We start from the raw sequence: 19626 nt of genomic DNA, 5'->3' as shown, positions 1-19626 counted from the left end.
GCCCCTTCCGCTCCGTTGCCTGCTACCCCAATCTCCCTGCCATTGACCAACAACCAAAACACCAACACCATTACCAAACACTCACGTCATGTGTTACCCATGTCCTGAACCAAATGTGTTACCTATGTCCTGACCCGTGCCCGTCCCGGATAACCAATCTCCTATTCCCTAGATCCTATAACCCATCCCCGATTACCTATCTCCGCACTACGCGCGGGGATGAGCGGCATCATAGGAACGCTTGAGACGCTCCGTCGTGACATGAGTGTAGATTTGTGTGGTGGTCAGGCTGGCATGCCCCAGAAGTGACTGCACGCTGCGCAGGTCCGCCCCGTTGTCCAGTAAGTGCGTGGCAAATGAGTGGCGCAGCTTGTGGGGACTGAGGGTGGCTGGGAGTCCTGCCTCGCGCACATACTTCTTGAGCAGTAGCCAGATGGAGCGGTGACCGAGGCGCTTCCGGCTCTTGTTGAGGAAGAGAGGGCCGCCCTCAACCTTTGCCTGATGGCGGTAGTGAGAGAGGGCTTTAAGAGCCAGTCCTCCCACTGGCACGATCCGCTCCCGAGATCCCTTGCCCATCACCCTAACGGTCTCCCCGATCGGATCGAGGTCTCGCACGTCCAGTTCAGCCAATTCGGCAAGTCGTAGACCTGAAGAGTAGAAGAGCTCCAGAATCGCCGCATCACGAGCTGCCATCCACTCGGGGGCCTGTTTTGATTTCAAACCAGCGGCGGGTTTTTCCATCAGTGTCGTCACTTGGGGGATGGTGAGGAACTGCGGGAGTTTTTTCTCCAATTTCGGAAGCGAAACCAGTTTCAGTATATTTGTAGGAATGATGTTCCGGTCGGAGAGGTGGTTGAAAAAACTGCGCAAGGCGGCAAAAGAGAGCCTGATCGTAGCACGGGAACGATCCCGCTTCATCAGGTCGAAGAGATAGGCTCTGAAGTCCTCCGCCGTTGCCTCAGTCCATGCCAGAGAGGGACGAAAGGCTCGGAACTGACCGAGTGCCTGCCTGTATGATCGGAGCGTCTGAGGAGAGTAGTTCTTCCCGTTGTCTAGGTAGTCGAAGAACTCCTCGGAGAGGGGATCGGACTCTTCCCGATCATGAAGAGATTTTTTATTTACGCTGAGAGGGCTCATCTCGGTAGTCATAGTATGTCATGGAATAGCGAGAAGAGTCCAAAATAGGTTATGGGGAATTGGTGATGGGTTATCGGAAAACAGCCTTTGGGAAAGGAGAGTTATCGTCACGAAGATGGACCCGTAGGGCGTACCTTGTGGGAATCAAGCGAGTACAAATTGGTAATAGGTGATAGGGAGGAGTTGATCAGGGCGGTTAGTTTGAGAATGATGCCTTTGTATTCCCTATCCCCGATGCCCTATACCCAATGGCCGATTCCCAATTAACCATCGGTTTCCTGCGACGCGGATATTCCCCGACTGGTGGAGTTGAGGCTTATCTCAAGGGATTAGCCGAAGGATTGAGAGGGGAGGGGCATCGGGTCGTTCTGCTGGGAACCTCGGAATGGCCTAAGGCTGAATGGCCGGGTGGAGAGATCATTCGCTGCAAGGGAGGTAGCCTCTCCCAGTACAGTGCCGAGGTAACAAGGCAAAAGGCCTCTCCTGACAACCGGTTTGATTTGATTCTTTCCGTGGAGAAAGTTCCGGGTTGCGACCTCTACCGGACTGATGAGGGTCTTCATGCGGCATGGATTGAACAGCGCTCCCGACATATCGGACTCTGGGCCCGGTTCTTTCAAAAAATCAGTCCGAAGCACCGAGAGAAGCTCCGCCTTGAAAGGCAACTCTTCACTCCGGAAAAAACTAGGCGAGTGATCTCCCTATCTCACAAGATCAGCGGCGAGATCAGCGCTCTCTATGGTTATCCGGAGGAGCAAATCACCTTGATCCGGAACGGTGTGCCGAGTCGTGAGGCAACCACTCATGAGGAAAGGGAAATCGCCCGCCGAAAACTCGGGATTCCGGCGGATGAAAAGGTTGTTCTCTTTGTCGGCACCGGTTGGGAGCGCAAGGGACTCAGATTCGCCATCGATGCGGTTGAATCGTTGAGGGATCCTATGGTGAAACTGTTCGTGGCAGGAAAGGGGAATGAGAAGCGCTATGCGTCTCCCTCCGTGCGTTTCCTTGGAAGTGTCAGTCAGATGGCGACGATCTATTATGCGGCCGATATTATTCTCTTCCCGACGATCTTCGATCCCTTCCCGCTGGCTACGCTGGAGGCCTTGAGCGCGGGTCTTCCGGTGATCACCACAGCTGCAAATGGAGTTTCGGAAATTATGACTCCGGGAGTGCATGGCGAAGTAATCGCCGAGTCTTCTGATAGTGCAGCTCTCGTCACCGCCCTTCACAAGTGGCTTGGGATTCTCAGTGACCCGGTTCAGGCCGATCAAGCACGCAACGCATGCGCCGCTCTCGCCTCAGAGTTTACGCTGGAGCGAAACTTGAAGGAGACTCTTGCAGTCATCCGCGAGGTGATCGCGGAACGGGAGTGACCCGTCAGGAAATCCGCTGGACGGAGACTTCGACAACCATCTTGCGCGTTCCCTTCCCACGGAAGGTTCCTCCCACAGGACGAATGTCACCGTAGTCACGTCCCACCGCCAGCTTCACATAGCGGGTATCAGCCTCTCGTCGATGGGTCGGATCATATCCCTTCCATCCGTAATCAGGGATGAAGACTTCGAGCCACGCATGGCTGGCCTCGATCTCTCCGGGGAGCTTGTGCTGGTTGAGGAAATAGCCACTGACATAGCGGGCTGGAATGCCGTGAGTCCGGCAGATTCCCAGCATCAGGTGGGCAAAGTCCTGGCAGACGCCCTGCTTTTTCTTGATCACCTCGGTGGCGCGGGTGTTCACGTTGGTGGAAAGCGGGGTGTACTTGTAGTTGCGATGGATATATTCGCCGATTGTCGCGGTGTCATTCCAGACATCGCTCACTCCACCGGGCAGTGCGTCAATGGCTTCCCTCCAGACATCGGCCTCCAGGGAGACGAATTCCGAGGCGTGCAGGAAGTCGAAGTTCTGCTCCCTCACCGAGGGTTCTTCCAGGCTCTTTACTCCCGCTTCGGGAATGGGGCCTCGCGTCTCTGGGATAGTCTGAACCTCCGATTCCGCCAAGACCTCGAGTGATTCATGGGGTTGGGGGACATCGAAGTAATGAACGCAGTTGGCGTAGAAATCGGGATAGTCACGCACGGAGGAGGCAGGATCGATCTTAAAGCGAAAATTCCGGCATTGCTGAAGCGTGTCGGTGATCGGCTGCAAGCGTGCCTCGTTGAAGCTATCCTGGACCGCCCCCTCGTAGGTGTAACGAGTGAGATGGGAGATCGAGAGAAGGATCGGCTCCGTCCATGGAACCTTTGCACCCTTGCTCTCCGTTGTACTGGAAGATTGGGAAATCATTGCTGTTGCTGCATCTGCTGCTGATGAAGGAGGATCTCCGCCTGGTTGTCCACAGGCGGATGGTGCATGTATTCTCGGTAGATGTGGTCGTCGAGTTGGTCGAGCGTGGTCTGGATGAGCTCGAGAAACTGATGGAGACCGGTATCAAGGATCTCCTCGATGGTCATGAAATTCATGTCGGAGAGAAGCTTTCCGAAGGCCCGTTCCTCCGGGCTCTTGTATTCGCGCCGTTCCTTGCCGCTCAGGCGGTGGAGATCCTCGTCGAGATGCTGCATGCAGGCACGGATCGAGCGAGGGAAAGTGGTCGAGAAAATCAGAAACTCTGCCACCTTCTTCGGAAGGATGTCCTCGACGTGGAAGCGGCGGTAGGCCTCCAGGGCGCTGGCCGAGCGCAGTATCGCTTGCCACTGGGCCGCATCCACGGCTCCTCCCACATCCGCTACGCTTGGCAGCAGGATATGGTATTTCAGGTCAAGGATGCGCGAGGTCTTGTCGGCGCGCTCCAGGAACTTGCCGAGATTGATGAACTCGTACCCCTCGTTGCGGGTGAAGGTCGATCCGGTCAGTCCCTGGAAGAGGTGGGAGTATCTCTTGATCTGCTCGTAAAATTCATGGGCTCCCGTCTGCCAGACCTCGCGGGCGTTACTCGACTTCAGGAAGAGGTAGCATTCATTGAGCGTCTCGAACATCTCCAGCGAGATCTGATCACGGACCTGACGCGCATTCTCACGTGCGGAGAAGAGGCATGAGATGATGGAGTTGGGATTCTCTTCCCTGAAGGTCAGGAACTCGGTGACGCTTTCGCTATCAGCTTTCTCGTAGAGCTGGAAGAAGGTCTTTTCATTGCCGGCTGAGCAGAGGATGGGGAGCCAGTGTTTCTCGAGCTTATCGTCATCAAAGTCCGCAAAATCGAGCATCAGTTGGAGGTTCACGTCGAGCAGGCGGGCGACATTCTCTGAGCGCTCGATATAGCGGCTCATCCAGTAGAGGGAATTGGCCACGCGGGAGAGCATGACGAGGCTGTCGCGCCGGTTCGAAATCGGCTTCTGGGGCGCGGGGATAAGAGGTTCGCTCATGAGGAAAAGAGAGTGCTGTGGAAAGGATTGTTTAATTAGGAATCACCATGGAGTACCCAGGTATCCTTGGAGCCGCCGCCCTGCGACGAATTCACGACCAGCGAGCCCTTGCGGAGCGCCACGCGGGTGAGGCCCCCGGGAGTGACGGTGATCTTTTCCCCATAGAGGATGTAAGGACGCAAATCGACATGGCGCCCTTCGAAAGCACCTCCCGTCTCAGTGTTGCACCAGGTGGGATGACGTGAGAGGGAGATCGGGTGCTGGGCGATGAAGTTGCGGGGATTGGCTTGGATCTGCTCTCGGAAACTCTCGATCTCCTCCTTGCTGGCCCAGGGGCCCATGAGCATGCCGTAGCCACCCGCTTCGTTGGCCGACTTGACCACGAGCTTCGCAAGGTTCTCCAAGATGAAGCCCCGATCCTGCGATTCGCTTGCCAGGTAGGTGTCGACATTCGGCAGGATCGCCTCCTCGCCGAGGTAATATTTGATGATTTTCGGGACGAAGTAGTAGACCACCTTGTCGTCGGCCACGCCGGTGCCGATGCTATTCGCAAGGCTGACATTGCCTGAGCGGTAGGCATGGACAAGGCCGGGAACTCCCAAGAGAGAGTCGGGCCGGAAGACAGTGGGATCAAGGAAGTCGTCGTCGATCCTGCGGTAGATGACATCGACGGGAACGAGTCCCGAGGTCGTACGCATGTAAACGCGTGCATCCCGGACGAGCAAATCGCGTCCCTCGACGATGGGAATGCCCATCTGGCGAGCCAGGAAGGCATGCTCGAAGTAGGCGCTGTTGAAGACGCCCGGTGTCATCAGAACGACGTTCGGTTGTGCACTCCCGAGCGACGGGGGAGAAATATACTGGAGGACCTTGCGAAGGTCGGCTGCGTAGTTGTCCACTGGCTGTACGCGGGCATTGCGGTAGAGATCGGGGAAGGCGCGCTTGAGAGCAGCGCGGTTCTCGAGCATGTAGCTGGCACCCGAGGGGCAGCGGAGATTATCCTCCAGAACGAGGTAATTCCCATCGCGGTCGCGGATCAGATCGGTGCCGCAGACGTGGACATAGATATCTTTCGGGACATTGAATCCCATGAACTCACGGCGGAAATGCTTTGCTCCAAGGATGTAGTGAGGGGGAATGATCCGGTCCTTGAGGATCTTCTGGTCGTGATAGATGTCGTGCAGGAAGAGATTCAGGGCGGTGATCCGCTGGATCAGTCCCTTCTCGATCCGCTGCCACTCGGTATCGGGGATGACCCTGGGCACGAGATCGAAGGGAAAGATCCGCTCGGTCCCCTGATCGTCGTTGTAGACCGTGAAGGTTACCCCGCTGCGCATGAAGGCGAGATCGACTGCAGTCTGCTTGCGCCGATGCTCCCCGCTATCTAGGTGCTGGAGCCGATCAGCGACGCGCTGATAGTGGGGTCGGACACCATGCCCCCCCTCCGTGAACATTTCGTCAAAAAAGTCTTCCGTTTGATAGTTGTTCAGGAGCATGGGAGAGTTTGTGTAGGATAATGCCGCATGATGGGGATGGAAGTCAGTTCCCAGTTCCTCAGGGGAAGAAGGGATAACTGAGAAAAGCAACTATCGGGCCAAGAAAAAGAGGTGATCTGAGGATTATTTCTGCTGAAGTAAGCTGCTGATCTTTAGTTGGTAATCATTACGGGCATTGAGCGCCTGAAGGCATCCCTTGCGATCGATCAGCCAGAGTGTGGGGATGGTGTTGATTCCGAAGCGTCGGGCGATCGTGTTATCCCATCCCTTGCCGTCAAAGAAAGTGGGCCAGGTGACATTCAAGGACTGCATTGCGGAGCGCAGATCGGTGCGATCCCGGTCGAGGCTTATTGTCACGACTTTCAGTGCCGGAATCTCGGCTGCATACCGTGAGAAATACTGCATCCAGACCAGGCAGGGGGCTGATTCCGCCGACCAGAAGATCAGGGCAACGACATGTCCCTTTTCCTTGGAGAGGTCAAACTGCTCCCCCTCCGTGGTGGTGAAACTAAGATCCAATGGCTTACCCAGCTGGGTAAGTCGTTTCCTGTCATCCTGAAGGCGCTGTGTGAGGCTCTCCTCCCTGCTCAGGGTTAGAGCCTGCTCGATGAGCTTGGCTTTCTCTTCCGGATGGTTGTCGCAGAGCGCGGCTGCCTCTGCCAGAAGGCGTGGGGCCCGTCGATCCTGGGGAAATTCCGTCGCAAACAGGCGCGCGTAGGTGGTCGCGTTCTCGCGACGCTGGTCTGCTGTGTCGCCGAGATTCTGCCACTGGAGGGAGAGACGGCGAAACATCGTCTCGGCATGTTGGGAATCATCCGGAGCCTGCTTTTCCAGGATTTTCAGTTTCTCGAGTGCTTCGGTGACTGCGGGAGGGTTGCTGTCCAGCGACGCCAGCTTAGCCTGGGCCACGGCGAGTCGTACTTTGGCTTCGTAGGCATGGGGATCCTTGGATGATGCTTTGACCTCCTTGGACTCCTTGGACTCCTTGAGGAAGGCTTCATTTGCTGCAATCTGCGCCTCGAAGTGCGCCTTCATGGCCAGTTTTGCCTTCCTGGGATCGGGTGAGAGTCGCGTCACCGGTTGGTCGAGATCGGTCACCCGTGACCAGTCAGCACGCAAGCTGTCAATTTGTAGAATGGGTAGAGTGAGTAGACCGATCAACAGCAGGAGTACTCGTTTGTAGGGTATCGTCATGGAATGGTTGGGGTAGTTATGGAGGGAGACGTCGTCGGGGGATTCCTTAGTGTGAGATAGACGGGGCAATGATCGCTCGCCTCGTTCCAGAATGACGGACGGGCAATGCCTGACTGACCGGAATCAACCTCTCCCTCCAGTTTCTTGGAGACCATGATGTAGTCAATGCGCGAGTAGACATCGGCGTATGGCCAGAATTCCGTCCAGAATTCCCCGCGGTCGTCCGCAAGGGGCAGGGCCTTTAGGCTATCTGGCCACTCCGGTTTGCCCATGATCTGCCAGATCGCTTTTTCATTCTTCGTGTCATTGAAGTCCCCCATCAGGACAAGACGTGCCGAGGGATCCGTTCGCAGGATGTCCCTCACATAACGCCTGAGATACTGCGACTCGGCTAGGCGTAGGTCTGCCTGATCATATTCCGCAACTTCCAACTTGGCCTTCAGATGGACGCAAAGAATACGAATCCTCTCTCCTCGGACGGGTTCCACCGTGACATCCAGAATACCGCGAGGACTGCGCAAGGTCACCCCATTCACCCTGAGCGGCAAATCATTCTGCGAATGATGCTCCACGATCGGGGTGCGGCTGAGCAAGGCGATATGACGACTGGTGTCGCCTGCCTGCAGATACTCGCTGTAGGGGAAGTCGAGACCTGCTTTGCGGAGACGCCTTTGCAGGTCTAAGAATTGCCCAGGCTCCCCCATCTCTTCCAGGCCCAGAACATCGGGCCTGATCGATCCGATCATCCGCACTACCGCATCCCGCTCGGATTCCGGCTTGCCAGCCTTAGCTCGAAGCTTGCCGTCGATCCGACGCGGCATGGTGATGTAGTTCTCCACATTGTAAGAAGCGATTCGAAATCCATTCGTCCCCTCGGCATGGAGCGAACCTATATAGCTTAAAAAACAAAAGACGATCCCTAGCGCAGAGATCGTCTTCATGAACCGGTCTTAGATATCTTTATCGATGCTGACGATTCTGACGATTCGATCTTCAGGCAGGCTTCTGCTCGTCCTTGGTAGGAGCCGGGGTGGCTGGATGGGATTCCGCGGAGACGACGGGAGTGGAGGCGGCGATCGTGGGAGTGGCTGGAGAGGCTGGAGTCGCAGGAGATATGGATGGTTTTGACACTTCCTTGTCGAACTCATCCTTTGCCTTCTTGAATTCATTCACGCTCTGGCCTAAACCACGGGCGAGTTCCGGCAGACGCTTTGCGCCGAAGAGAACCAGGACGATCACCAGCAGAATGATCAGGTCTGGGCCACTCGGGATACCAAAGGCCAGGATAGGGTGGATGCCGAGCATTTGTGCGATCATCTGCATAATCTATCTCCTAACACTCCCTGCGATCCATGCAACAAAAAGTCCCATCCTTTATTGAGTTAGCGGCTTGCGGATACGATCAATTTTTCGGCGAGATTGTCAGGCGGCCGAATTGGGATTAGGAATAGATCTGACCATGGCAGCCCAGTTCCGCGATTATTACGAAACCCTAGGAGTCGCAAAGACATCCTCCGCCGACGAGATCAAGAGTGCCTTCCGCAAACTTGCCCGCAAGCATCACCCCGATCTGGCAAAGGACAAGAAGGCCGCTGAGGAGAAGTTCAAGGAGATCAACGAGGCCTACGAGGTCCTCGGCGACCCCGAGAAGCGCAAGAAGTACGATGAATATGGCGCCAACTGGCAGCATGCCGGCAACGGGTTCCCTCCCGGTGGTGGGGGTGGGCGTGGAGGTGCAGGCGCAGGTGGATTTGGAGGAAATTATGGAGGCGGAGGCGATGCCTCGGAGTTTCACTTTGGAGGGACGGGTTACAGCGATTTCTTTGAGCAGTTCTTCGGCACACGGCGAGGCAGGGGATTCAGCGGCGGCGGTGGAGGAGTCGATTTCGAGGAGACTCCTCAGCGTGGTCGCGATGTCGAGGCCGATATCCTGGTGACGCTAGAGGAGGTGCTGCACGGGGCTACCCGTCAGATCTCTTTCCGCAAGGGGAACTCTCCGGACATTCAGACTTATACCGTTAAGATCCCGAAGGGTGTCCGCGAGGGGCAGCGTATCCGTCTTGCCGGTCAGGGTGGATCGGGAGGTTCGCGCGGCGAGGCCGGTGATCTCTACCTCCGGGTTAAGCTCCAGCAGCATCCCGATTACCGCTTCGAGGGCTCTGACATCTATCACGAGGCCGATGTTCCTCCCTGGCAGGCGGTGCTCGGTGGTGAACTCACCATCCCGACACCTGATGGGAGAGCTAAGCTTAAGATCCCTGCAGGCACTCAGAACGGCCGCCAGTTCCGAATTCCGGGGAGAGGGCTTCCGGGCAAGGAGGCTCGTGGGGATTTCTACGCGGTGATTGAGATTTCAATTCCCGAATCGTTGACACCTGACCAGAAAGAGCTTTGGGAGAAACTCTCCAAACTCGGCTGACAAAACAGAGTTGAATGAGGTCGTTGTGGAAGTGAATTAAGGATTCATGAGCCTGTAACCTTTTCACCTTTAACTTTTTAACTTTCTCCACTCGTGTCCCATCTCGATTATCCCGAATCCTTTCGCGAACTGGTCCGCCAGTTCCGTAGGCTTCCCGGGATCGGTCCCCGGAGCGCCGAGCGGATCGCCCTCTGGATGATGCGTTCCCCCGACGCCAAGTCCGAGCAGCTGATCTCGGCAGTTTCCAAGGCCCGCGAGAGTCTGAAAACCTGCCGACTCTGCGGATTCTTCGCCGAGTCGGAAGAGTGTTCTCTCTGCCGGGACGAGGCTCGTGCGGGACGCGAACTCTGCATTGTGGAGACGGCGACCGATATCCTGCCGTTGGAGCGAACTGGGGTCTTTCGCGGGCGTTATCATGCCCTCGGTGGGAAACTCTCACCTCTGGATGGCATCGGGCCTGAGCAGCTACGTATCGGTGAGTTGCTTGAGCGCATCGGAGATGAGCGTCCCTCCGAAGTGATCTTGGCTCTGGGTGTCGATGTCGAGGGTGAGGCCACCTCCCATTATCTGGCCGAGATGATTGCACCGACCGGCGTCCACGTAACCCGGATCGCCCAGGGATTACCCGCTGGCGGGGGTGTCGATCAGGCCGATCAGATTACGCTCCACCGTGCCCTCGCAAATCGCGGTGCTTACGGAAGCAATGGGAGCAATAAGTCATTTCCTTAAGATTTCCTTAAGTATTCATGATTTTGCCCCGGTTACTCCTGCTCTGCGTCTGCCTTTTGCTTGCGGCTTTTCCCACCAGCGGGATAGCTGCCGTTGATGAGCGTCTCAATCCGCTGGTGACCCTCATGATCCAGAGGCTCCAGTTGTCACGTGAGGTTGCCTGGAGCAAATGCCAGGCTGGGATTCCTGTCGCCGATCCCATACGGGAGGCACGGATGCTGACCGATCTGAAGGTCGCCGGAAGGAAGGAGGGACTAACTTCCGAAGAGGTGACCAGATTGTTCATTCCCCAGATCGCCGCCTCGCGCCGCTATCAGGAGGAACTGATCGCCGGATGGCGTTCATGTATCGATGTACCCAAGATTAAGCCACTCGATCTTGCCACTGAAATCAGGCCGCGGTTGGACAAACTGAACCGAGAAATGCTCCGTCAGTGGGAGGTAGTCTGTCATACTCACCTAGACTGGGCGGACCGCGAAGAGGCGGAGCGGATGCTCCGGGATCGGGGAATCTCACCCGATGTCGCCAAGATCGCTGCCCGACCACTTGATCCTCAGGTCGCTCGGTGATTCCCAATCTTTTGTACGTTTTAACTTTTTAACCTTTTTAACTTCTTTAACCTTTCAATCCATGGCCACTCCAAAGATCGATCCAGCTCTCCATCAAGAGCGTAAGCCCGACTGGATCAAGGTACGTCTTCCGTCGAATCCTGTCTTTTTCTCGACCAAGGCGATGATCGCCGATCTCCGCCTTCATACGGTCTGCGAGAGCGCCCAATGCCCGAACCGCTGGGAGTGCTGGAGCGGGGGCACCGCCACCATGATGATCGCCGGAGATCGCTGCACCCGGGCCTGCGGATTCTGTGCAGTCGATACGGCCAAGCCCTTTGCCCTGGAGGAGGATGAACCTGAGCGGGTCGCTGAGGCGGTCCGTCGGATGAAGCTCAAGCACGTGGTTGTCACCGCCGTTGCCCGCGATGACATTCCCGATGGCGGCGCGGAGCATTTCGCCCGCACGATCCAGGCAATCCGTGACATGGATGCCTCGGTCATTATTGAGATCCTGACTCCTGACTTCAACGGCAAGGACTCTTCCTTGCAGATTGTCGTCGATGCTGCCCCTCATATCTTCAATCATAACCTTGAGACCGTGGAGCGTCTCACGCCGATGGTTCGTTCCCGGGCAAAGTACCGCCTCTCGCTGGATTTCCTGAAGCGCGCCCGCGCTCTTGCCGATGCACGCGATCAGAAAATGGTGACCAAGAGCGGCATCATGCTCGGACTCGGCGAGCAGGAGAACGAGATCTTTCAGGCGATGGATGACCTGCGTGAGGCCAATGTCAGCGTCCTCACCATGGGACAGTATCTCCGACCCAGCCCACAGCATCTTCCGGTAGTTGAGTACATCACCCCGGAGACATTCAACCTCTACGGCGAGATCGCCAGGAAGAAGGGATTCACTCATGTGGCTAGCGGTCCCTTGGTGCGGAGTTCGTACCATGCATCGGATTTTAATCCGATTGAGGGTTTGGCCGAGCAAGCAGGCCTGAACAGGTAAGGCTTAGGATATCGCCTCGCTCGCTCCTACGGCCTGGTATCGGAACAACTGCGGTGTTGATCGCTCGCCGTAGGACTACTACGGCTTGAACGGCACCTTGCCCTCGCAAAGCTGTGCCTCCTTTCAGTTTTGCCTTCGGCAACTTCTCTGCGCCTCATTCGAGAGGCTTGGTTCCCTTGACCTCCTTGCTCTTCATCTGATCTTCCGAGCCTTTTTAGTTTCGAGGATTTGGAGGGTTTGACATCCTCATGGTTTCATTTGATGACTTGATGCATGAGGACGACTGTTTCTATTTCGGACTCGCTGCTCGATTTGGCCAAGAAGCTCTCAAGGGAGAGGCGTTCGACCCTCGGAGAGGTGATCGAAGAGGCCCTCCGGGCGACGCTGGTTCCTCGATCTAAATCCTCCGTGATGGCGAAACGCCCCGTGCTGCTAACCTATAATGGCACTTGCCTGAGAGAAGGTGTGCGACTGGACTCCTGGGCCGAGCTGCTCGAGGTGATGGATTCCTAGCCGTAGGTCTTCAAACAGCCTACACCCTTGCTGCTGGCTCTAGAATTCGTGGAGTTGCTCCGTGGACTGGAAGGCGTGAAAATCCTGGCTCCCGGTGAAAAGCACTGGGCTATCTTTGCCAGTCTGTGCCGTGCCAGCGATGCCCGTGGAAATCTTGTTCCCGATGCCTACCACGCCGCGCTGGCCATAGAGACAGGGTGCGAATGGGTGACTTTAAACCCGAGCTCCAAAGTTGAGCAGAGCGATTTGACGCAACCTATTGACCGCAAAGAAGTCTTGTCGATTCTCGCCTGTATCAATCGATACGCCCTCGAAATCTCCGCAACTCCTATCGGCCACCATCTTACGCCAACGCATCTCTTTCATCTTCGGAGTTCGGGTTAAACCGTGGATTTGCGCGGTTTCAAGGACTTAGGGTTGTGCATCCGTCGGAGTAGTTTTGCGTTGGGGGCCTACCTGCAGTGAGGTTTTTTTGTAAAAACTCCTTGCGGACTCTTTTGGATTCATATACCGAACAAATGAACGGTATATGAATCTCAGCATGAATCTCACCTCACGACAGAGTGAAATCCTCTCTTTCATCCGCGACTGCGCGGAGGAGAGGGGAGGTATTCCCTCGGTGCGTGAGATCATGGCCCGTTTTGGATTCAGCTCTCCGGCCACCGTGGCGAGTCATCTGGATCTCATGGAAAAGAAGGGGGCCATTCGTCGCGAGGCAGGGCGTTCGAGGAATATCATTCTGCCCGATCGTGAGCTCCGGAAGTCCCGTCCGGAACTTCTCGAAGTACCACTTTACGGAATGATTCCTGCCGGTATCCCCGAGGGTCAAGAGCAGGAGGTAGATCGCTGCATCACCGTCGATCCGGAGACGATCAAGATTCCCCGGAATGCGAAGACTTTCGCCCTTGAGGTGAGGGGAGACTCAATGATCGGTGCCGGGATCCTGGACCGCGATGTCGTGATCCTGGAGCATACCGAACCTCGGAACCGCGATATTGTTGCCGCCCTGATCGACGGCGAGGTCACGCTGAAGCGCTATCTCGTGGAGGGAGGTGTTCCCTTCCTTCGTGCTGAGAACCCACTCTATCCCGATCTCATTCCTGCTCGGGAACTCCTGATCCAAGGAGTCTTCCGAGCGCTGATCCGTACCCATCTTCCACGTTAACCCAATACCAAATACCCATCACCAACCAACACCATGAAGACCGCCACCAAGTCCCCCATCCGATCCACCGATGAGCTCTGGCAATGGGCTGCCCTAAAGAGGACATCCTTGCATTCCCCGAAACCCTCCGCAGCTCGTGCCCTGACCCGTCACTCTTCCCAGATGGCCCAGGGGATCCTGAACTGTCTCTACGAACTTCTGCGAGTTACCGGCCGGTCGCGGAGGTGATTTTTTCCCGCGGGGGCGCAGAGGCGCTGAGAGGATATGAAAAAGACATGATGATTTTTCATGCTGTCGAGTTAGACATTTTAAGTCCGCTTATCCCTGATCAATAAAAGATTCTTTCACTGCGTGCTCAGCGCCACTGCGGGATATTTTCTTCTTCTTTCCTAACAGTCCAAATACCTACAGCCTAAACCCCTCCCTGTCACTTCCGTGGCATGGCTAGTTTGACTGATCCGTCGTGGGCTGATCCTGATCCTTAGACTTATCGGACTTCTCTGCCTTATTCTTATCGGTCTGGTCGGAAGAGTCGGTGGATTTCGATTCTTTTTCCTCTTTCGAGCCGTAGACCTCCTGGAGGACTTTGCCGATAAGCGGTGCGGCGTGACTGCCTCCATGGATGTTGTTATCGCCAGGTTCTCCCTCATAGACGGCGGCAAAGGCATACTGGGGATTCTCAGCGGGAACAAATCCCGCAAACCATGCGGCGGTGCGCTGCTTCTCCTTGTTCCCTCCGCCACCCCATTGGGCAGTACCGGTCTTTCCGGCGACATGGTATCCCTTCACCTGCGCGTGATGGGCCGTCCCCTGTCCATCTTCGGTCACGGCCACGAGACCTTTTTTTAGCGTCTCCATATCCTCGGGCTTGATCTGGAGGTCATCCCGGAGGCGGTCCGGGTAGGCGGAGACAACTTTATTATCGATGCCTTGGATCTGCTTCACGAGCCGTGTCTGGTGGAATTGTCCACCCGAGGCGATTGCCCCGTAAGCCTGGGCCATCTGGAGAGGGGTGATGACGATGGCACCTTGTCCGATGCTCATGTTGGCGACATCGCCCTTGAGGATCTTCCGCTTCTGGGTGCGGATCATGTATTCATCGGTAGGAATGATGCCGCCTGATTCGGCTTTGAGCGGGATGCCTGTCTTCTTTCCGAGTCCCAGACGTTCGGTCCAAGTGATGATATTTTGTGCCCCGATCTTGATGCCGGCCTGAATGAACCATGTGTTACATGACTGGGTGAGTGCCTCGACAAAATTCAGGCGACCCGCATTGGTCTTCTTCCAGTTGTGAAAGGTGAAGTTGCCGATATCGATCGCAGTGGGGCCGCTATAGATATCGTTGGCAGCGAGCTTGCCGGACTGGAACCCGGAGAGTGCGACAAAGGTCTTGAAGGTGGAGCCGGGGGGGTAAGCGGAGCGATAAGCTCGGGGCAGCAACGGCGTGGAAGGATCTTCGCTGAGCTGTCTGTAGATCTCAGGATTCAGGATAGGAACGAAGTGGTTCGGATTGTATTCCGGCCAGGAGGCCATGGCATGAATTTCACCCGTCCAGGGATCGATCACCACGATGGCACCGCGCTTGCAATTCTCACTCAGGACCTTCTCGCAGATGCGCTGAAGATTCTGATCAATGGTTGTGATCACGTTGTCGCCGGGAACGGGAGGCTTGGCGATCCTCTCCGAGGTCTTGCGCCCCTCCGCATCGTAGGTGACATGGATGCTGCCGGGGTGTCCTTTCAGCTGATAGTCGAAGGTTTGCTCGATCCCCTCGCGCCCCTCGCTTTCTGTGAAGATGAGGTCCTTGTTCTCGATCGGACGGATGGAGAGCGGAGCTTCCTTGCCGGTATAGCCGATGATGTGGGAGGCAAATTGCCCATTGGGATAAATGCGCGCGTAGACCTGCTGGAGCACCAGGGCACTCGTGAGGCCACGTCTGGCGGCGGCCAGTTCCTCAGGCTGCAGATCCTCGAGCAGAGTCAGCGGTAGGAGCCCACGGTTGCGGTAATGATTCAGGATAGCCTGATCGCGCAGCAAGATCTGGCGTCCAAGGAACCCCTTGGCGAACGTGATGTGTTGGCGGGCAAAAGCCAGGACCTTGGCTTCGTTCCAGTCGAGCGGGGTGGGGAACTGAAGCGCTAGGTTGTAACTGAGACGAGTCTGGGCAAGCGGGTAGCCGTTCCTATCGGTGATCTGGCCTCTCGGGGCAGGAATTCCAAGCTGGAAGGTTCGCGCCTGCTTCTGGGTCTCCCATGTGGGTTTGGGATTCTCATCGACGGGTGCATTCGTCCCATTGTTCATCTGTGCCAGTGCCGGGAAGACGAGAGAAAGAGACCAAAGCTGGGTAAGAAGAAGGATCCGTAGGCTCATGATACGGTGGCTATGGCTCTTGGCGGGGTGATGTGGGGAGGCTTCAGGTAGATTGGCTCGGGAGTTACCGATACGAGAAAAGAGGGATCGTTCTTTTCTGCAAGGATTGCAAGTCGTACGGCACGTGGGGTGGCCCTCACCAGGCTCTCGATTTCCGGCAATGACGCCGACCCGAGTATGGGCAGATCGGCATACGAGCTCAGATGACTCAGTGTCTCTGCGGGAGAAAGTAGCCGAGGTTCCTCCACGAATACCCCCAGTTGAATCCGCGCTATCCAGTAATGGCCTCCCCGTGCATCCCCGACAGCCCAGAACCCCTCATCCGGACCATGCAGTGCCAAGGGGGAGGGAATGGCATAGAGCGGGAGATTCCGCGCCGTGGCGAACCCTCTGGCGGCTGCAATTCCTGCACGCAGGCCATTATACGATCCAGGACCAAGTCCCACGCAGAGTGCATCGGGCAGGCCGCATGTCTCCACGGCATTCCTCAGCCCCTCGAAGAGAGCCGAGGAGTCGGATCGCGCATGGGGGGTCTGCTTTTCAAAGAGAACCTCCGGTGTTCCTTTATTGAAGGAAACGAAGGCAACCGAGGCGACCGGTGATGAGGAGTCGAGGGAAAGGATCTTCATCGTCATTTTAGAGCATTTCCCAGCGGAACGTGCGGATCTCTTCCGTGCCCACAAGCTGTGGCTCAATCCGGATCCTCAGCGTCCCGGGAGGAAGGATGCCGGCAAACCTGTCTCCCCATTCGATGAACATCAGCCCGTCATTATAGTAATCTTCCAATCCTAGGGCTAGCACCTCGGATTCGGATTCCAACCTGTACCAGTCCGAGTGATGCAGGCGGTTTTCTCCGAAACCATAGCTCTGAAGCAGAGTGAAGGTCGGACTGGTCACATCTTCGGTAATCCCCATGGCGAGGGCTGTTGCTTTGACGAAGTGGGTTTTTCCGGCACCGAGCGGCCCCTCCAGACTGACTACACCCGACTTCAGCATCAGCGGCAGAAGTTCTGCGGCAATGGCGTCCGTTTCCTGAACGCTCCGGGCAGTATGTTCTCCCAGTTGATGTGTGACAGGATTGTCGGTTGCCATTTCTGAGCCATTCTAGTTGGGTAATTAGCGCTAGCAATACTACTGTCCACCCACGGAACAACCCCATTCCCAATTCCCTATTACCCATCTCCTAATTACTATGTCCAACCCGACCCAACTCCCTGCCTGGAAGGCACTCGAAGCCAATCGCAACCAGATCGCCAAGACGTCACTCAAGGATCTCTTCGCCGCCGACCCGAAGCGTGGCGAACGCCTGACTGCCGAGGCTTGCGGCCTCTACCTTGACTACTCGAAGAACCGCGTCAACGACGAGACCCTCAAGGACCTCGTCCAGCTTGCGAAGGAAGTCGGTCTTGAAGCTCACCGCGACAAGATGTTCGCCGGGGAGAAGATCAACATCACCGAGGACCGCGCCGTTCTCCATGTTGCTCTCCGAGCCCCTAAGAATGCGGTGATCAAGGTCGACGGTATCGATGTTGTCCCAGAGGTCCACAAGGTCCTGGAGGCCATGGGTTCCTTTGCCGATCGCATCCGCTCCGGCGAGTGGAAGGGCCACACCGGCAAGCGCATCAAGAACGTGATCAATATCGGCATCGGCGGCTCCGATCTGGGTCCGGTCATGGCCTACGAGGCGCTCAAGGCCTACAGCGACCGTGACATGACCTTCCGCTTTGTCTCCAATGTCGACGGCACCGATTTCTCCGAGGCCGTTCGTGATCTCGATCCCACCGAGACCCTCTTCATCGTCTCCTCGAAGACCTTCACCACACTCGAGACCATGACCAATGCCAACAGCGCCCGCGAATGGTCGCTTGCTGGCTTTGGCAATGATGCCTCAGCTGTCGCCAAACACTTCGTCGCTGTCTCCACAAACGCCGCCAAGGTCTCCGAGTTTGGCATCGATACCGCGAATATGTTCGGATTCTGGGATTGGGTTGGCGGCCGCTACTCGATGGACTCCGCGATCGGTCTCTCGACCATGATCGCCATTGGTCCGAAGAACTTCTCAGACCTCCTCGCCGGCTTCCACGCCATGGACGAGCACTTCCGCACGGCCCCGCTCGACAAGAATCTTCCCGTTCTTCTCGGTCTGCTTGCCGTCTGGTACAACGACTTCTTCGGAGCCCAGAGCATCGCCGTGCTTCCCTACGAGCAGTACCTCAAGCGCTTCCCCGCCTACCTCCAGCAGCTCACGATGGAGAGTAACGGCAAGTCGGTCCGCCTCGACGGCACCCATGTCACCTTCGACACCGGTCCGATCTACTGGGGCGAGCCCGGCACGAACGGCCAGCACTCCTTCTACCAGCTGATCCACCAAGGAACACGCCTCATCCCGTGCGACTTCATCGGATTCAACAAGGCAATCAACGAGCTGGGTCACCACCACAATTATCTCATCTCGAATATCTTCGCGCAGGCCGAGGCGCTCGCCTTCGGCAAGACTCCCGAGCAGGTGAAGGCCGAAGGGACGCCCGATTGGCTGAATCCTCACCGCGTCTTCGAGGGAAACCGTCCCTCGAATGTCATCATGGCCGACAAGCTCGATCCGCATACCCTCGGCGTTCTGGTCGCTCTCTATGAGCATAGCGTCTTCACACAGGGTGTTGTCTGGGGGATCAACTCCTTCGACCAGTGGGGCGTAGAGCTCGGTAAGCAGCTTGCCCAGCACATCATTCCCGAGTTGGAGGCGCCGACCGAGCCCGAGCTCAAGCACGACAGCTCCACGAACGCCCTCATCCGCCGCTACAGGGCGAAGAAGTAGCCATCTAACCACTATCAAGTCATGGCTCTTAAGATCGAAGTCCTAGCTGATGATGATGCGGTGGCGAAGGCCGCCGCAGGAGTAATTGCAGATGCCGCCCGCCAGGCAGTAGCTGCTCGTGGAGTCTTCACCCTTGCCGTCAGTGGCGGCAAGACTCCCTGGGCCATGCTGCGGGATCTTGCCTCTGAAGAGGTGCCTTGGTCCCAAGTCCATGTCTTCCAGATCGATGAGCGCATCGCTCCCGAGGGAGACCCCGACCGAAACCTGACCCACCTGCATGAGTCACTCCTTGATCAAGGTGAAAATGGTGCCCCCATCCCGAAAGAGAATATCCACGCAATGCCGGTGAATGCAGCTGATCCTGTCGAGGGAGCCAAGGAGTACGAGAAGGTCCTTCAGGAAATCTGCGGGAATCCCCCGATTCTCGATATGGCTCATCTTGGCCTTGGACCCGACGGCCACACGGCCTCGTTGACTCCGAATGATCCAGTTCTGGAGGTCACTGACCGCGATGTGGCGCTGACCGATCCGGTGAATCTCTACCAGAACCGCCGCCGGATGACTCTGACCTACCCGATGATCAACCGCTCCAGAAAGATCATGTGGCTCGCCACGGGGGCTGCGAAGATTCCGATGATCGTGAAGCTACGGGCAGCAGACCCCTCCATCCCTGGAGGAAGGATCAGTCAGGACAACGCGCTACTACTCACCGACACCGCCGCCGCTTCAGGGTTGTAGTATTGTGAGAGTTGGCGAATAGCGGCCGCCCTGCACTTGCCGTAGGATTTGTCTGCCGATCGTCCCCGATCAGGCATCCTTGCTCTGCTGAGCTTCGGACTTCTCGGCCTAAGCCTCAAATGACTAAGCCGCGT

The 19626-nt window shown here is 56.6% G+C and carries 21 protein-coding genes; 11 read left to right on the top strand and 10 right to left on the bottom strand.

Annotation, left to right across the window (positions count from 1 at the left end):
• Positions 1–207: 207 nt before the first annotated feature.
• Positions 208–1149 (bottom strand): tyrosine recombinase XerC, encoded by a 942-nt coding sequence (locus K8R57_10695; protein MCE9588764.1) that lies wholly within the window; start codon positions 1147–1149, stop codon positions 208–210.
• A gap of 236 nt (positions 1150–1385) precedes the next feature.
• On the opposite strand from K8R57_10695, the gene K8R57_10690 reads away from it, so the two are divergent.
• Positions 1386–2510, top strand: a complete 1125-nt coding sequence (locus K8R57_10690; protein MCE9588763.1) for a glycosyltransferase family 4 protein — start codon at positions 1386–1388, stop codon at positions 2508–2510.
• Between the two features lie 4 nt (positions 2511–2514).
• Here K8R57_10690 and K8R57_10685 read toward each other — a convergent pair whose 3' ends face one another.
• The 6 genes from K8R57_10685 to K8R57_10660 all read right to left on the bottom strand — a co-directional run bounded on the left by K8R57_10685 (position 2515) and on the right by K8R57_10660 (position 8491).
• A complete protein-coding gene (locus K8R57_10685; GenBank protein ID MCE9588762.1) occupies positions 2515–3420 on the bottom strand; it encodes a transglutaminase family protein in 906 nt (301 codons plus the stop codon).
• A complete protein-coding gene (locus tag K8R57_10680; GenBank protein ID MCE9588761.1) occupies positions 3417–4433 on the bottom strand; it encodes an alpha-E domain-containing protein in 1017 nt (338 codons plus the stop codon). The genes K8R57_10685 and K8R57_10680 overlap by 4 nt, the downstream gene beginning before the upstream one ends.
• Positions 4434–4531: 98 nt before the next feature.
• Positions 4532–5992 carry a circularly permuted type 2 ATP-grasp protein gene (locus K8R57_10675; GenBank protein ID MCE9588760.1) on the bottom strand — a complete coding sequence of 487 codons (1461 nt, stop codon included), beginning with the start codon at positions 5990–5992 and terminating at the stop codon, positions 4532–4534.
• Positions 5993–6115: 123 nt separating this feature from the next.
• Entirely contained in the window at positions 6116–7186 is a 1071-nt protein-coding gene (locus K8R57_10670; protein ID MCE9588759.1) for a TlpA family protein disulfide reductase, read from the bottom strand.
• Positions 7183–8127 carry an endonuclease/exonuclease/phosphatase family protein gene (locus tag K8R57_10665; protein MCE9588758.1) on the bottom strand — a complete coding sequence of 315 codons (945 nt, stop codon included), beginning with the start codon at positions 8125–8127 and terminating at the stop codon, positions 7183–7185. Before K8R57_10665 ends, K8R57_10670 begins: the two co-directional genes overlap by 4 nt.
• Before the next feature lie 52 nt (positions 8128–8179).
• The gene (locus tag K8R57_10660) at positions 8180–8491 is read right to left on the bottom strand and encodes a twin-arginine translocase TatA/TatE family subunit (GenBank protein MCE9588757.1); all 312 of its coding nucleotides are present in this window, start codon (positions 8489–8491) and stop codon (positions 8180–8182) included.
• Between the two features lie 154 nt (positions 8492–8645).
• On the opposite strand from K8R57_10660, the gene K8R57_10655 reads away from it, so the two are divergent.
• From K8R57_10655 to K8R57_10620, 8 genes are all read left to right on the top strand, one after another.
• Positions 8646–9605, top strand: coding sequence for a J domain-containing protein (locus K8R57_10655; protein MCE9588756.1), 960 nt, complete (start codon positions 8646–8648; stop codon positions 9603–9605).
• Between the two features lie 93 nt (positions 9606–9698).
• Complete coding sequence (gene recR, locus K8R57_10650) at positions 9699–10334, top strand: recombination mediator RecR (protein ID MCE9588755.1); 636 nt, start codon at positions 9699–9701, stop codon at positions 10332–10334.
• A gap of 17 nt (positions 10335–10351) precedes the next feature.
• Entirely contained in the window at positions 10352–10903 is a 552-nt protein-coding gene (gene aroQ, locus K8R57_10645) for a gamma subclass chorismate mutase AroQ (protein ID MCE9588754.1), read from the top strand.
• 61 nt (positions 10904–10964) lie between these two features.
• On the top strand, positions 10965–11891 hold the full coding sequence (gene lipA, locus K8R57_10640; protein ID MCE9588753.1) for a lipoyl synthase: 927 nt from the start codon (positions 10965–10967) through the stop codon (positions 11889–11891).
• A gap of 273 nt (positions 11892–12164) precedes the next feature.
• A complete protein-coding gene (locus K8R57_10635) occupies positions 12165–12404 on the top strand; it encodes a ribbon-helix-helix protein, CopG family (protein ID MCE9588752.1) in 240 nt (79 codons plus the stop codon).
• 27 nt (positions 12405–12431) lie between these two features.
• On the top strand, positions 12432–12788 hold the full coding sequence (locus K8R57_10630; protein ID MCE9588751.1) for a PIN domain-containing protein: 357 nt from the start codon (positions 12432–12434) through the stop codon (positions 12786–12788).
• A gap of 145 nt (positions 12789–12933) precedes the next feature.
• The gene (lexA, locus tag K8R57_10625; GenBank protein MCE9588750.1) at positions 12934–13569 is read left to right on the top strand and encodes a transcriptional repressor LexA; all 636 of its coding nucleotides are present in this window, start codon (positions 12934–12936) and stop codon (positions 13567–13569) included.
• 33 nt (positions 13570–13602) lie between these two features.
• Positions 13603–13797, top strand: a complete 195-nt coding sequence (locus K8R57_10620) for a hypothetical protein (protein ID MCE9588749.1) — start codon at positions 13603–13605, stop codon at positions 13795–13797.
• A 216-nt stretch (positions 13798–14013) separates the two neighbouring features.
• On the opposite strand, the gene mrdA is transcribed toward K8R57_10620, so the two are convergent.
• The 3 genes from mrdA to tsaE are packed head-to-tail and all read right to left on the bottom strand — an operon-like array spanning position 14014 to position 17031.
• Positions 14014–15939, bottom strand: coding sequence for a penicillin-binding protein 2 (gene mrdA, locus K8R57_10615; GenBank protein ID MCE9588748.1), 1926 nt, complete (start codon positions 15937–15939; stop codon positions 14014–14016).
• Positions 15936–16568: a tRNA (adenosine(37)-N6)-threonylcarbamoyltransferase complex dimerization subunit type 1 TsaB gene (tsaB, locus tag K8R57_10610; protein ID MCE9588747.1), complete on the bottom strand. Its 633-nt coding sequence runs from the start codon at positions 16566–16568 to the stop codon at positions 15936–15938. The genes mrdA and tsaB overlap by 4 nt, the downstream gene beginning before the upstream one ends.
• Before the next feature lie 7 nt (positions 16569–16575).
• Positions 16576–17031: a tRNA (adenosine(37)-N6)-threonylcarbamoyltransferase complex ATPase subunit type 1 TsaE gene (gene tsaE / locus K8R57_10605; protein ID MCE9588746.1), complete on the bottom strand. Its 456-nt coding sequence runs from the start codon at positions 17029–17031 to the stop codon at positions 16576–16578.
• A 100-nt stretch (positions 17032–17131) separates the two neighbouring features.
• On the opposite strand from tsaE, the gene pgi reads away from it, so the two are divergent.
• Together pgi and pgl are read left to right on the top strand one after the other, a co-directional pair.
• Positions 17132–18754 (top strand): glucose-6-phosphate isomerase, encoded by a 1623-nt coding sequence (gene pgi / locus K8R57_10600; protein ID MCE9588745.1) that lies wholly within the window; start codon positions 17132–17134, stop codon positions 18752–18754.
• A gap of 21 nt (positions 18755–18775) precedes the next feature.
• Entirely contained in the window at positions 18776–19492 is a 717-nt protein-coding gene (gene pgl, locus K8R57_10595) for a 6-phosphogluconolactonase (GenBank protein ID MCE9588744.1), read from the top strand.
• Positions 19493–19626 lie beyond the last annotated feature (134 nt).

The sequence above is a fragment of the Verrucomicrobiota bacterium genome (assembly GCA_021413925.1).
Taxonomy (GTDB): Bacteria; Verrucomicrobiota; Verrucomicrobiia; order Chthoniobacterales; family UBA6821; genus UBA6821.
Note: the sequence above shows the minus strand (reverse complement) of the source record. Positions and strands in the feature narration are given on the sequence as shown.